At 57.3% G+C, this 13,939-nt stretch carries 12 protein-coding genes and 1 riboswitch; of the genes, 7 read left to right on the top strand and 5 right to left on the bottom strand.

Features of this window, described 5'->3' with window-relative positions; genetic code table 11:
• Positions 1-2: 2 nt before the first annotated feature.
• From BLJAPNOD_RS32625 to BLJAPNOD_RS32650, 6 genes are all read left to right on the top strand, one after another.
• A complete protein-coding gene (locus BLJAPNOD_RS32625) occupies positions 3-1,901 on the top strand; it encodes a dihydroxy-acid dehydratase (protein ID WP_158556209.1) in 1,899 nt (632 codons plus the stop codon).
• A 223-nt stretch (positions 1,902-2,124) separates the two neighbouring features.
• Positions 2,125-2,201: riboswitch (Fluoride riboswitch) on the top strand.
• A gap of 89 nt (positions 2,202-2,290) precedes the next feature.
• Positions 2,291-4,105 (top strand): voltage-gated chloride channel family protein, encoded by a 1,815-nt coding sequence (locus tag BLJAPNOD_RS32630; RefSeq protein ID WP_115422883.1) that lies wholly within the window; start codon positions 2,291-2,293, stop codon positions 4,103-4,105.
• Between the two features lie 10 nt (positions 4,106-4,115).
• Positions 4,116-4,553: an EamA family transporter gene (locus tag BLJAPNOD_RS32635; RefSeq protein ID WP_115422884.1), complete on the top strand. Its 438-nt coding sequence runs from the start codon at positions 4,116-4,118 to the stop codon at positions 4,551-4,553.
• Positions 4,554-4,582: 29 nt separating this feature from the next.
• Positions 4,583-4,765: a hypothetical protein gene (locus tag BLJAPNOD_RS36310; protein ID WP_115422885.1), complete on the top strand. Its 183-nt coding sequence runs from the start codon at positions 4,583-4,585 to the stop codon at positions 4,763-4,765.
• Between the two features lie 63 nt (positions 4,766-4,828).
• The gene (locus BLJAPNOD_RS32645) at positions 4,829-5,410 is read left to right on the top strand and encodes a cation transporter (protein WP_115422886.1); all 582 of its coding nucleotides are present in this window, start codon (positions 4,829-4,831) and stop codon (positions 5,408-5,410) included.
• Positions 5,411-5,492: 82 nt separating this feature from the next.
• A complete protein-coding gene (locus BLJAPNOD_RS32650; RefSeq protein ID WP_115422887.1) occupies positions 5,493-6,302 on the top strand; it encodes a sulfite exporter TauE/SafE family protein in 810 nt (269 codons plus the stop codon).
• 160 nt (positions 6,303-6,462) lie between these two features.
• On the opposite strand, the gene BLJAPNOD_RS32655 is transcribed toward BLJAPNOD_RS32650, so the two are convergent.
• Positions 6,463-7,455 (bottom strand): arsenic resistance protein, encoded by a 993-nt coding sequence (locus tag BLJAPNOD_RS32655; protein ID WP_244611192.1) that lies wholly within the window; start codon positions 7,453-7,455, stop codon positions 6,463-6,465.
• Between the two features lie 611 nt (positions 7,456-8,066).
• On the opposite strand from BLJAPNOD_RS32655, the gene BLJAPNOD_RS32665 reads away from it, so the two are divergent.
• Positions 8,067-8,516: a helix-turn-helix domain-containing protein gene (locus BLJAPNOD_RS32665; RefSeq protein WP_173238062.1), complete on the top strand. Its 450-nt coding sequence runs from the start codon at positions 8,067-8,069 to the stop codon at positions 8,514-8,516.
• A 33-nt stretch (positions 8,517-8,549) separates the two neighbouring features.
• On the opposite strand, the gene BLJAPNOD_RS32670 is transcribed toward BLJAPNOD_RS32665, so the two are convergent.
• The 4 genes from BLJAPNOD_RS32670 to BLJAPNOD_RS32690 all read right to left on the bottom strand — a co-directional run bounded on the left by BLJAPNOD_RS32670 (position 8,550) and on the right by BLJAPNOD_RS32690 (position 13,925).
• Positions 8,550-10,133, bottom strand: coding sequence for an IS66 family transposase (locus BLJAPNOD_RS32670; protein ID WP_115422890.1), 1,584 nt, complete (start codon positions 10,131-10,133; stop codon positions 8,550-8,552).
• A 69-nt stretch (positions 10,134-10,202) separates the two neighbouring features.
• Positions 10,203-10,556 (bottom strand): IS66 family insertion sequence element accessory protein TnpB, encoded by a 354-nt coding sequence (gene tnpB / locus BLJAPNOD_RS32675; protein WP_115422891.1) that lies wholly within the window; start codon positions 10,554-10,556, stop codon positions 10,203-10,205.
• A complete protein-coding gene (locus BLJAPNOD_RS32680) occupies positions 10,553-10,942 on the bottom strand; it encodes a transposase (RefSeq protein ID WP_199566089.1) in 390 nt (129 codons plus the stop codon). The genes tnpB and BLJAPNOD_RS32680 overlap by 4 nt, the downstream gene beginning before the upstream one ends.
• A 370-nt stretch (positions 10,943-11,312) precedes the next feature.
• Positions 11,313-13,925 (bottom strand): hypothetical protein, encoded by a 2,613-nt coding sequence (locus tag BLJAPNOD_RS32690; RefSeq protein WP_147294629.1) that lies wholly within the window; start codon positions 13,923-13,925, stop codon positions 11,313-11,315.
• Between the last annotated feature and the right edge of the window lie 14 nt (positions 13,926-13,939).

A 13,939-nucleotide genomic window follows, 5' to 3' on the forward strand; every position in this document is an offset into this window, starting at 1 on the left:
TGATGGCTCATTGGCTTGCCGATATCACCAAGCTCTTTACGGCAAAAAGCCACAACCTCGCAGATCTCGCTCGAGTCGTTGGATATGATCCTGAGACCTTCTACCAAGGCACGCTTCCTGAAGGTGAAATCAGACGACGCGTACTAAATACGCCCCTTGTTGTACGGGAACTGCAGTTTGAGGAATTCTCGGGCAATCTCGGCCTCGCCATCGTCGGCTTAACGTCGGCCGGTAACATGAGACATAGCGCGTCTCTTCCTGCGATTGTGTTCGAAAATGAACTCGACCTGCAGGAGGCCTATTTTCAAGGAAAACTGGATCGGGACTTCGCAGCTGTGCTGCGGTTGTCAGACTATGGGCAGGCGAAGCGAGAAAAAGTATCTTTATTGGTGCCGGTCCTGGAGCTTCTGCAAGCCGAAGGCTTCGGCGTCGCGGTCTTGGTTGATGCCATAGTGACCGAAGTTGCGACAACGGTCCCAACCGCCTTCAATTTCGCTGAAAACGCATCAATGGGTGGCAGAATTGGCACCATAAAGGATGGCGACGAGATTATGTTCGATTGGAGCAGCAGGCGCCTCAATGTCCTCGTCACCCCCATCGAGTTGGAGAAACGGCAGCTCGAACCTGTAGCAGATAGAGCCTCGCCCTACGCTTTTCGGTTTGGCCAATCAACGAGCGAAACGAAATATGCTTCAGTCAAACAGACGATCGTTCGACAGGCGCAATATTTGTCGACGTTAGGTGTTCGATTTCCCGAGATCCGTCGAAATCGAAACAAGATCTCCACCAGCTACATGAACATTTTCCACAACATCTGCTTCATCCTGAATAGAGCTCTGGAATCGGACAGTTTCGCGCCGATTCACGGCGACTTCGATCTGGCCCAAGTGCTCTTTGAAATTCAGGCTCAAGTGTTCGAATTCTCGAAGGCAGGACTTTCGCTTCGAATGTACGATTCTGCGTTACATGGGGCGGAAACTTGCATAAAAATAGCGAAAATACTTGGAGACGCCGACTTTTCTGCGAGCGATGGGCGGGTATTTACAGCAAGGACGCTCCAGCTTTTGGGACTGATACATGCAGGCCGGGAAGACAGCCGAAACTCGATCTACGCTTTCAAGGGTGCCATCCGCGAGTTGCGGGAGAGTAACTATGAGCGCGACTACGGCAACCAGGACCTTCTGGCGGAAATCAAACGAAACCTCGCAAAGCAACTGATCGCCGAACGTCGATATGAAGACGCATACGTAGAGCTTGGCGAAGCGGAGGAGGCTCTACGGTACTTGAGGGAGGTCACGAACCATCCACCTAGAGACATTGTCCGTTCCTTGCTACGAATTCATGAAGATCAGGTCCTCCTAGACCGCATCCAAGGTCGACCAGACGAGGCGCTGTTTCACGCGAACGCGGCCGTGGCACTCTGCGAAAGTGGAACAAGGAGGGAGCCAGTTGACCGATGGAGCTTGGATGCTCTCGCCAGGGCCTATCGGTTGTCTGCGGAAGCGCATGAACTTGCGCAAGAAGTGTCCAGCAGCCTGAAGGACCTCATTGCATCACTCTCTGTTGAGGCCTCAGCGCTGTCGGTAATGAGCCCTTCCCAGAGACGGCTCGACCGATTTCAATCGTCCGTCAGACGCCTCCTGAACTCAGCCACACGGTACAAAGATTTTGATCATCGAACCCGCGAAATAGTTGAAGCGATTGAAAACAACCTTGGCCGCGTGTCATACGAGGACGACTTTCCAGGATTGATGGATGGCTTGCTCAACTTGGAAGCTGAAGAGAAGAGTGTTCTTCCCGAGTCAGTGATGCATCTTCGAAGGAGAACGCCACTCGAAGATCTCATTTGGAAAGAAGAACAGCGCCGCTTGGGTTCAACAGACATAGATACATCCGCCTGACTAACCTGAAGGAAATGCCTCGGCGGCAAGTTGCTTTTCAGCGCAGCATCATTTCCGATGCTTTGCATCCAATATTTTGGATCGAGGTCTCGCCGAGAAAACTTCGTCTCATTCTACGAGGCTAAAAGTAAGCGGTGTTGCGACACCACGTCAGCCCCTCACTGTCCTGTCGGAGAGCAGCATCGCACCGGACGTTGACAATCACCTCTAAGATGCCATATCGATTTCTCACGGTAATGGATTCTGCCGGGCATCAAGCCGAACCGCTTCTCAGATGAAGCTGATGACTCCTACTCAACGCGAGCCACGCGAAGGAGTAGAGTCGTGCCTGGAAGCCAAAGTCCCTTTCATTTTTCCCTGATCGCCGGATTTGATGGAGCGTCGTTCGCATGACGCTCGCATCGATTTTCGGTCTCCGTTTCCAGCAAATCCGCAGTCTAACCAAATGGATTGTCATCGTTACCCCGATGGCGATGACCGTCGGGTCGCTGGTCGCCCTGTTCCTCTGGAGCCTCGACCGGGCGACAGAGTTGCGTTTCGAGTTTCCCTGGCTGATTTATCTGATGCCGGTCGCGGGCTTCGCCATGGTCTGGGCCTATGGCAAGTTCGGCAAGTCAGCCGAGGGCGGCAACAACCTCATCGTCGATCAAATCCATGAGCCGGGCGGCGGTGTACCGCTGCGCATGGCTCCGTTCATTCTGGTCACCACGGTGCTCACGCATCTGGTCGGTGGTTCGGCAGGCCGCGAAGGCACCGCCGTACAGCTCGGCGGCAGCCTGGCGAGCGCCTTTGGCAGGCTGTTCAAGCTTACGCCTTCGGACATCCGCATTCTGCTGATGGCAGGCATCGCCGCTGGATTTGGGGCGGTTTTCGGGACGCCGATTGCCGGCGCTGTCTTTGCGCTGGAGGTGCTAACCATCGGGCGCATGCAATATGAGGCGTTGCTTCCCGCACTCTTGGCCGCCGTCGTCGGCGACTGGACCTGCCATGCCTGGAGCATCGGCCATCTCCAGTATTCGATTGTCTACCTCTCGGGCGAAGGGGTCGGATTTCATCTCGATGCTCTGCTGATGATGAAGGTGGTGATCGCCGGGGTCGCCTTCGGTCTTGCCGCTCACTTCTTCGCCGAACTCTCGCACCTCGCGTCGTCAGCCTACAAGGCGATCCTGCCCTATGCGCCGCTGCGGCCGGTGTTGGCGAGCGCCATCCTCATCGGCCTCGTCTATGTTCTGGGGACCCGTGAGTATCTCGGCCTCGGTGTCTGGTCTCCGAACCCTGAGGACGCAACCATCCTCGGCTTCTTTCGGCCCGACCATGTCGATTACTGGAGCTGGGCCTGGAAGGGCCTCTTCACCATCGTAACGCTGAGCGCGGGCTTCAAGGGCGGTGAGGTCACACCGCTCTTCTTCATCGGTGCTGCTCTTGGCAGTGCGGTCGCTGGCGTGCTCGGCGCGCCACCGGACCTGTTCGCAGCACTCGGTTTCGTTGCCGTCTTCGCAGGCGCGACCAATACGCCGCTCGCCTGCATGATCATGGGCATCGAACTCTTCGGAGCGACTCATTCCGTCTACATCGCGGTTGCCTGCTTCGTTGCCTATCTCTGCAGCGGCCATTCCAGCATCTATCTCTCGCAACGCGTCGGCGTGCCGAAGACGGCCGCCGCCCGCGACATTCCCCCTGATATCTCCGTCCGCCACATGCGCGAGATGAGCGCCCAGGCCAGAGGCGACCTCCTGGCGCAGGTGCGTTTGCGCTCGCTCCGGACAACAGAAAACCTTGCAGAAAGGCCCATCGTCATGACCAGCCACAAGCTTTCTTCCCGCGAGATCGGGATGGTTCGCATTTACATGAAGCCGCGTGAGAAGGCGGTCGGCACGGGAGGCTGGTTCGGCGGTGGCAAGCCGCTCTACCGGGAGCTGGTCATGCAGGCGAAGGCGACTGGCATCATGAAGGCCGTCGCCCATCACACCCACTTCGGCTACTCCAACAGCGGCAAGCTGCAGGACGAAGGTTTCGAGATACCGAACCCTGATCTTACCATGTGCGTCGAACTCATCGGCGACCGGGAACTGCTCGAAGAGTTCTGCCGAACACACGGTTCGCTCCTGAAGAACAAGGTGATCATCTACAAGCACATCGAGCACTGGGACGTGCTGGATCATGCTCTGACGACCGAAGACGCCTTGACGGATACGAAGCGGTGAGGAGCTGATCATGAAGACATTGTTCACGAGCTGGCCATTCTGGGCGCTTCTCTCGGCAGGTTTTGCGGCACTCACCGCGATCTTCGCCAAGATCGGCGTCGAGAACGTCAACTCCGATTTCGCCACCTTCTTTCGCACCATCGTCATCCTGATGGCCGCAGGCCTGATGCTCTATATTACGGGCAACTGGCAGGAACCGTCTTCGGTCTCGGCGCGAAGCTGGTTCTTTCTCGTCCTGTCGGGGCTCGCCACAGGCGCATCATGGATTTGCTATTTCCGGGCGCTGAAGCTGGGGGATGCTGCCCGCGTTGCACCCATCGACAAGCTTTCCGTCGTCTTCGTCTCGGTATTCGCCGTGCTGTTTCTCGGCGAGCGCCTGTCGCTGCCGAACTGGCTCGGCGTCGCCATGATAGCAGCAGGGGCCGTGCTCGTTGCCTACCGTGCGTGACGTCAACATCAGGGGGAAAGGGTCAGACGATGCGGGAGGAGCATCTATGGCGGGAGTGGTATGCTTGGTTTCCGGTCATGCCAATCGACGACAGGATATTCTGGCTCGAAGCCATCTGGCGACGCCGCAATCCCCGGACAGGACTATGGGAATACAAATCATTCCGCTCCAAGCAGGAGAAGGACGAGGAGGCAGCACGGCAGGAGATTTAGATCATCACAACCGCACAAGGCCGAGCAGGCAAAACTGTATCGAACTGACCGGAGCTAAGAACTATGGACAATAGAATTCGGCGGATTGTTCTGATCGTCGCCATCGCAAACCTCGCATACTTCGGGATAGAATTTTCCGTCGCGCTCAGGATCGGGTCGGCATCCCTGCTGGCGGACAGCGCGGACTTCTTCGAGGACGCATCCGTCAATCTCCTCATCTTCGTCGCGATGGCATGGTCGCCAAGGAACCGCGCCCGCGCCGGAATGGCGATGTCTCTCATTCTGCTTGCCCCTGCCATCGCATTCCTCTGGACCGCTTGGCAGAAGTTCGAGGTGCCTATTGCACCCGAGCCGCTCGCGCTTGGACTGACAGGGCTAGGTGCGCTTGTCGTCAACCTCTGCTGCGCCTTCCTCCTTGCCGCCTATCGTGACGGAAGCGGGTCGCTGACGAAGGCGGCGTTTCTGTCCGCGCGCAACGACGCCATCGCCAACGTTGCGATCATTGCGGCCGGGGCCGTAACGCTCCTCCTGTGGCGTTCGCCATGGCCGGACCTCATCGTGGGCCTCGGGATCGCCTGGATGAACCTCGACGCAGCCAAGGAGGTTTGGCGCGCGGCGCGCCAGGAGCACGATGCAGTGGCCTGATACTGCTGCAACCGAGCTTGCCGAATCCAGACATCCCGCATTTAGCTGGTTATAGTTACGATATTTACGAGAACCTGACACCATGACTGATCCCGCGACGAAGAAGACCCTATCCACCAATCGACCGGCCGCATTTTTCAGCGGAGCGGCCATCGGTACTCTCGGTGGACTGATCGGTCTTGGCGGGGCTGAGTTCCGCCTGCCTCTGCTCATCGGCCCGTTCGGCTTTGCCGCGTTGGAAGCCGTGATCCTCAACAAGGCCATGAGCCTGGTCGTCGTCGCTTTCGCACTGCCATTTCGGGCGGCGACTGTCCCTTTTGATCAGATCGTGGTGAACTGGCCGATCATCGTCAACCTTCTGGCCGGGAGCCTGGCTGGTGCCTGGCTCGGCGCGGGTTGGGCAACCCGACTGAAGTCCGAGACGCTCTACAAGGTGATTGCAGTTCTGTTGCTCATGATCGCCGCCGTGCTGATGTTCGGTCACGACATCGTAGCAGGTTCGGCCCTTGTCGCCGGGACTGCGCAGATCGTAGCAGGCGTGGTTGCGGGCCTGATAATTGGGATTGTCGCATCCCTGCTGGGTGTCGCTGGTGGCGAACTCCTGATACCGACCCTCATTCTTCTGTTCGGAGCGGACATCAAGCTTGCTGGAAGTCTTTCTCTGGCGGTGAGCCTGCCAACCATGATCGTTGGCTTTACCCGCTACAGCCGCGACCAGAGTTTTGCCGTTATCAGAAGCAACCGTATGTTCTTGGCTGTTATGGCCGCAGGGTCGGTCCTTGGCGCATTCATCGGCGGACAGCTCCTGGGGATTGTCCCGAGTGGCGTGCTGCTGCCAGGCCTCGCGCTGATCCTCGTGATCTCTGCGATCAAGGTGTGGCGGCACGCATGACTATAAGTTCCTGCCTGCGACGGCGTGATCTTCAGCGGTCTCGCGACTGGAATTTGGAAGGCAGTAACTCCTCGATCAGGCTCTGCTTGTGGCCGCCGACAATAGCGATGAGCGTGGCGGTTAAATGTAAGCTACGATTCAGCGCCACCTTCACGGCCAACTAAGTTTTCGAGGAAGCGGTGTTCGACCCAAACTTCGGTGCCAAACGAATGTAAGCCAACTGGCTCAGAAGCTCGATCAGTGTCTGCGTGACGATTATTGCCGGAAGGATCGGCACAGCGCCGGGGACAGCGAATGCCAGCGGCAGAACGACCAGAGAGTTGCGCGTGGCGGCACTGAATGCGACGGCACGACCCGCTGGAGCATCAAGCCGGAACAGCTTGCTCATCCCCCACCCCGCCAAGGGCGCAACAACCGCGTATGCAACGTATATAGGCAGGACTCGGAATGTGACATCGAGCGCGGAGCCGAGTTGCGGTACGACGGCAGCCACGACGACGAAGAGTACGAGCGCGGTCGCGGGAACCGGGAGCAGTCCCAGAACCGTCGACGCACGTGCCCCGGCCACACTTCGGTCGGACCAAAACTGTACGAGGACGGCGAGGACAAGCGGGACTGCGATCAACCAGACGAAGGCGTGGACAAATGGTCCGGCATTGATGAGAGACCCGGCCTCGGGACCAAGAAAAACACTCAGATAGACGGGCAACAGTAGCATCTGGACGATCAGGAGCGCGGGTGTTGCTGCCAGCAGAAGGCGCGCGTCGGCGCGGCCAAGGTGCGAGAACGTAACGACATAGTCGATACATGGGGCGAGAAGGACCAGCAATACGCCAAGCCGCACCATCGGATCGGGTGGAAGAAACTGGACGAGAACTCCCACCAATACAGGCATGACGACAAAGTTCGTCAGTAGCAGGACGCCAAGGAAGCGGAAGCGCGCCAGGGCCACCCGCAGTTCGGCAAGCGGAACCTGAAGGAAGGTCACAAACAACATGAACGCCAGCGTCGGATTGATGCCGCTCTCAAGTGCGGTTGTTCCGGAGATCAAGAGGGCCGCCAGAGCGCCGAGGACAACTGCGCCAAAGTAAATCTGGACCTGATGATTTTCGAGGGTGTCACGGAGGGTCAATGGTAGGCTTTCACTTTTCAATTCACGACAGACAACGCTAGCTTCGTTCGAGAACGATGGCCATCCTTGTCATTTGGCGTTTTTTTTCGTCGGACACTTCTGGTGCGCCTATGGCACGTGGCAGATGCCGCATGATCTGGCAGGCATGGACAAGGGGCCAGATAGGATCGTCCGATTTCCGGAATCACCCGAGGGCTTCGTTCATGCGCCGCAAGTCGCTGGGGTGGTGTTTGTCGACCTGCGCCGTACATGTCTTGAAGTCGCCACTGTCGACCGTGCAAGCGGTGGGGACATCGCTCCTGTCGTCGGTGGAGCATGTTCCGCAACCGCAATGGCCGGAAGAAGGCAATGCCGACTTGCTTTGGTTCGCGACAACCTTCCGACGCTGAAGAAGGGAGAGGGTCGCCAACGTCATTGCCACCAGGAATGCCAGTGGCCCCCAAAAGGCTGTGGCACCGACGACGGCTCCCGCTCCAGCAAGTGTGAGAAGTGGAGCAGCGCAACATGCTGCGCAGGCGACGAGGCCGACTCCCGCGAGTTTCGTCGTATTGTTCATTCCGTGATCTCCTTGCATGACGTTTGATCGAAGCCTACTCCTTCAAGTAACTTGAAGGGCAAGGAGCAAAGCCGCCATGAACGTTCACATCCCCGTGTTCTCCATCGGAGCCCTTGCCAAAGCCTCGGGCGTGACCGCGCCGACAATCCGGTTCTACGAGGAGATAGGTCTGATCCCGAGAGCAAGGCGGTCCGCTTCCGGGCAGCGCTACTTCGATGAGGCAGACCTCTCGCGGCTGATATTCGTCAAACAGTGCCGGGATTTTGGGTTCGGAATAGACCAGGTGCGTCTGCTGCTCGACCTTGCGATCAGCAGCGAGCGAGACTGTGTGGAGACGCGCGATATCGCGAAGAGTCATCTTGACGACGGTAGGAAGAAGCTGGGAGAGCTGCGGTCGCTGGAGACGCGGCTCGCGGCGTTTGTAGAGCGCTGCAACGATGCCTGCTTGGGTGGCCCAGGAAGCGACTGCGTCATATTCAAAGACTTGGCCGCCCCCGAGCCGGGTCCCTGCTGCGGTGGCGCTTAGGCAACTCCTGCACTTGAAGCCGCCGCACTGGCTTCAGTGTTTCTGTAGATTAAAATTCCACGGCAACAGTTCGCTCACCAGAGCCTGCTTGTGACCGTTTACGATGGCGGTGAGAGTGTTGGTCAGATAGACCTGCGGATCGACGGCATTGAGCTTGCAGGTCTCGACCAGCGAGGCGATGATCGCCCAGTTCTCCGCTCCAGCGTCATGTCCTGCAAAGAGTGCGTTCTTCCGATTGAGCGCAATTGGCTTGATGGTCCGCTCGACACTGTTGTTGTCGATCTCGATGCGCCCGTCGGTCAGGAAGAGCTTCAGACCATCCCAGTATTTGACGATGTAGGCCAATGCCTCGCCGAGCGGTGACTTCGTTGCGACGCGGGTGCGGTGATGAGCGAGCCAGGGCTGCATATCGGCGACCATTTGCGCTGACCGCTCCTGTCGACCTGCAAGGCGAGCCTCAGAATCAAGGCCGCGCAGTTCGGCCTCGATACGATACAGCTCACCGATCCGCTTGACGCCGTCCTCGGCAATCGGTGCTGACCCGTTGCGGGTGATCTCCACCAGTTTGCGCCGGGCATGCGCCCAACAATAAGCAAGCTGAATGTCGGGACCAACGCGCTCAGGTGCGATTAGCCTGTTGTATCCGGCATAGCCATCGACCTGCAGGATGCCGGAGAAGCCCTGCAATATCCGTTCGGCATGAATGCCCCCACGACCAGGCGCATAGGTGAAGGCCACGCCCGGTGGAGCGTCGCCGCCCCATGGGCGATCATCCCGCGCCAGCGCCCAGAAGTATCCGGTCTTCGTCTTGCGGGAGCCGGGATCAAGCACCGGGGCACGGGTCTCGTCCATGAACAGCTTGGTCGAGCGCTTCAGATCGGCGATCAACGCATCGAAGACGGGCCGCAGTTCGTAGGCTGCCCGACCGACCCAGTCAGCCAGCGTGGATCGGTCGAGGTCAATGCCCTGGCGGCTCATGATCTGGGCCTGGCGGTAAAGCGGAAGGTGATCGGCATACTTGGAGACCAGCACATGGGCGACGGTCGCTTCTGTCGGCAGCCCAGCCTGGATCAGCCGTGCTGGTGCCGGAGCCTGAACGACACCGTCAGTGCAGGCACGGCAGGCATATTTGGGCCGCCGGGTGACAATGACGCGGAACTGCGCCGGGACCACGTCCAGCCGCTCGGAGACATCCTCGCCAATGCAATGCAGACACCCGCCGCAGGCGCAGATCAGGCTTTCCGGCTCAATGACCTCTTCGATACGGGGAAGATGCTTTGGAAGGGAGCCGCGATTGATGGCGCGTGGCTTGGCAATCCTGTTTCCAGCAGTAGTGTCCGCCTCATCCTCGGCATGGATCGCGGCCATGGCTGTCTCCAGGTCTTCGAGCGCCAAGTCGAATTGGTGAGGATCGATCTTCTCGGATTTGCGTCCGAAGGCTGCCTGCTTGAATGCTGCGACGAGCTTTTCAAGCCGTTCGATCCGCTCATCCTTGCGGGCGATATGCTCGTCCTTACTGGCTATCGCGAAGTCCTTGGCCGCCTCGCTTAGCCGCGCGGCGATCAGCATCGCCTTCAGGGCGGCAACATCATCGGGAAGGTCGGCGGCATCACGCATGGCCGGAAACTACCAAATCCCGAGCCGATTTGCCCTCGGAATTCGTCGTGCTGAGTCATCGTGCCGCAGCTATTCGATGGTCTCCGGCGCTCTCGTTTTGACGGCATGAACCCGCCGCCAATCGAGACCCGCAAACAGGGCTTCGAACTGGGCGTGAGTGAGCGTCATCAAGCCATCCTTGATGCCTGGCCAAGTGAAGCTGTGCTCTTCAAGCCGTTTGTAGGCCAGCACGATCCCGCTGCCATCCCAGTAGATCAGCTTCAGCCGGTCTGCCTTGCGTGACCGGAACACGAAGACAGTTCCGGTGAACGGGTCCTTGTGCAGCTCGTTCTTCACCAGCGCCGCCAAACCATCATGGCCCTTGCGGAAGTCGACTGGTTTGGTCGCCACCATGATCCGCACACGGTTCGATGGAAAGATCATGTCGCTGCCGCCAGGTCGCGAGCGATGGCAGCGATCCTGGCAGCAGACGCACCTTCCTCAAGACGGATCGTCACCGGACCGAGAATAATCTCGGCGCGCGTGGCAGCCTTGAATGTCAGCGGCTCAGGCGACGGCGGCTCGACAACCATGGCCGCGAACTCTACCGCGTCCTCCGGAGCTGGCAGGATCAGCTTGCCCTGCCGTGCCATCGTCCGCCAGGTGGAAAGGCTGTTGGCTCGCAATCCATAGCGCTGCGCAACTTCATTGACTGTCGTGCCGGGCCTCAAGCTCTCCGACACGATCCGCGCCTTGACCTCATCAGGCCAATGTCGGTGAACCTCACGTCGGGTCTTGCCGGTTGTGAGAAACTCCAACGTAGACTCCATGGAGAACTCCTGTTCTTCATCCATGGAAACCTCGATCACAGATCAGGCGGAAGAGGGCAATGTGGGGACGGAACACCGGTTACGGCTAAAAAGATCATCCAGATCCAGAAGCGCCGGCAATGAGACCCGAGACGTCTTCGATTTCATGCCGGCACAGCACGCCGCATCGCGCATCCATGCTGCGATTGCCGTCATAACGTCGGGCATAACCTCAACGTAGACAAATCGCCCCCTCTTACGGTTCACGCTGTACGCTGTACTAGCCTGGGCCGCAGGCTTATTGGGCGGGAACTTCTCGCCCGACATGAGCAGGATATTCGGTACCGTCAATTGTTCGGAAAGTCACTCCGCTAGCCTATTTTGCATCACTCTAACCGCGCCGGCCGCGCGACCAATGCCTATTCGAGCGCTGGACAGAATTGCGCTCGGCGCTCTTCTGAACGATCTGTTTCTCGTCCGTGAACGACTTTTGCAGTGTGAAGGTGAACATGTCCTCCTCCTTCATGCCGAGGGAATAAAGCTCCCGCTCCCTGGCCTCCTCTTCAGCAAGATACTCGATGAACTTTTCCACACGATCCAGCCTTATCTTGACACGGTCGAGACGTTCACCCTTTGAGAAGAGATCGAACTCCTGACGGGCAGCATCGACGAGATAGTTGCTGACCTGCTCGCTGAAGAAGCCGCAGTCGATGCATACGAGATCGAGGTAAGAGAAAAAATACGCTAGCTCCCTAACCATATAGAGGCCGTAAGTCGTGATTTTTACACTATCAACTTGATCCGAATATTGATCGAGCCGATTGTTGGATTCTACAAAGCCGTGCTTCAAGAGCACGTCCAGGTTAGCGGTGAAATCATCCCCCATGTTGAAAGTGTTTACAAAGTAAGCCTTCAACTCCGCTACCGATACGTAGGATGGCGTGGTTCGCTCGATGCTCTTGGCAAGCTTCCTCATAATACGGAGCGCAGTGAAGTGCGAACCATGCCTAGAATTCCTGATTTGGTACGCGTTGGGTATGTCGGATAGAGCCTCGTCGTAAAAGTATCGGTTGGGGATCATCACTGGTTTTATGATCTGATGGATCTTGAAGTTCCAGTTCCCAGAACTCAGCATCTCGTCGACGTTGGTATAGCCGGAGAGGAGAAAGCTTCGGAACAGATCTAGGGACAATCGCGTGTCCCCGTGAGCGCAAGCCGTCAGGAACGCGTTGAGCGGTGATCTCTCGCTGTTGAAGTCGTTGAAGATGATTGAAAGATATTTCATCGAGTCAGCGATGATCTTCTGGTTTACATCTTCCAGCCCGATCCTGTGGCGCCGCTGGGGATCGTTGAGCATGGAGTTCACATATGATAGCCGCTTCTTGAACACAGTCGACGGTTTCGGCGAGCTGATATGGAATCCTGAGTTCTGAAATGCGTCGAGAAGCCCGTGGATCTTCGAGTTGTAGAAGCGTTCTTCGCGCATCGAAATAAGGGTCACACAGCTCAAGAGGTTGCTGATCTCCTGAGCCGACGTGAAACAGAAATCTTGTAAGTCCGGGGAATACTGATCAGTATTGTCGACGACTACGATTACCCCCTTGTCTTTCGATGCCCAGTAAGAAGCGAGCCTGGCGGCGCAGTATGGTTTGTCCTGCTTCCATTCAGCAGCAAGAGCGTTGAGCCGCGAATTGTAGATCTCTGACTTCTTGTCGAAACCTTCCAAGTCCTGCTTTCGGGCGATCTCAAAGCGGTCCGCGAACAGCTCTTTGAGAAGATTGTCGCGGGCAGACTGAAGCAACCCGTCGACATCGAGAGATTCGACGAGTTTCGACCAGATCGTTTCGCGGATTACGCCCTGATCCTCGGGCACCTTAAGAAGATCGACGATGGCGATGACTGAATGCTCGCGGAGCCATCTGGGAGGATTATGCCTAAGCACCCGCTTGACGAAAGTGGACTTACCGGCGCCCTTTCCGCCGAAAAGGACAAGAACCTCGCCTCGCCTGCCGCGCTTGATGTTCTTGGTCAACCGGCCGCCGAGCTGCCCCCCTCGGCCGGTGTTCTCAAGTTGATTGACCCCGTAACCCTTGAAGTATGGGCTAAGCGAATCCTCTATCAGAACATTGATGCCTTCGGACATCTGGGAATAGTCGCTCTGTGAGACGTAGCAACGCTCCATGAATTCTGTATCGTCATCGCCTATCACCCCAAAGTAATGACTTACGATCGGGCGCAACGTCCCTGCCAACCGGTTTGAGTTGATCTTGTGGCCGTAGGACGGAATTTTCTCCTTGGGGAAGTAGATGTGACGATCTTTGGGAGGAGAACTTGAAAGCGCCTCGTTTAGCGACGCATGGTCGAAGATCGCACCGAACGAGAACATCTTCTGGCTCTTTGTGAAGTCCTTGTCGAAGAACGACAGGTTCCGGACGACAAAGGCTTGAAGGTTTTCGAACCTCTTTCCCTTCTCAAACGTCTTGAAGAAGATCCACTCGTGACCGTTAGTGATGCAGGCGTATTCGCAGCCCGTTTCGAAGCAATAGCCCTTAACCTGATTTATGGCCGAACGAATATTTTCGTTCGACATCAATTTCGACATCGACATGTAGCAGTGGGTTTCGCTGTCGACGTAGGGGAACGGGAGATCGAAGTAAGTGCCTGCCTTCTTCGCCTCGATGAATAGAAGGTCGTCACCGTTGGCCTTGTTCAGGACATAGTCGGCAAACCCCGGCGCAATGTATTCTTCTACCGCCACGCGGTTGCGCGGCCATGACAGGCAGTCGTGAATGATCCCATCGATGATCTTGTGCCGGGTTTCTGCTTCGTTACAGTCTCTCGACTTGTTCTGCTCAATGATTGATCGTACCGAGGCAAGCTTATCAGTTTCCGCCATGCACGCCGCACTTTCCAACCGCGAATCAGCCCTCACGAAGTAATACCAACCGTCATTGATCAGAACCCTTGCGCCCATTGCCGTCGGCCAATTGACATGATTTTCCATGGCCGCTCCTGTAG

Origin of the sequence: Ensifer sp. M14, assembly GCF_003355565.1 — a bacterium.
Classification (GTDB): domain Bacteria; phylum Pseudomonadota; class Alphaproteobacteria; order Rhizobiales; family Rhizobiaceae; genus Ensifer.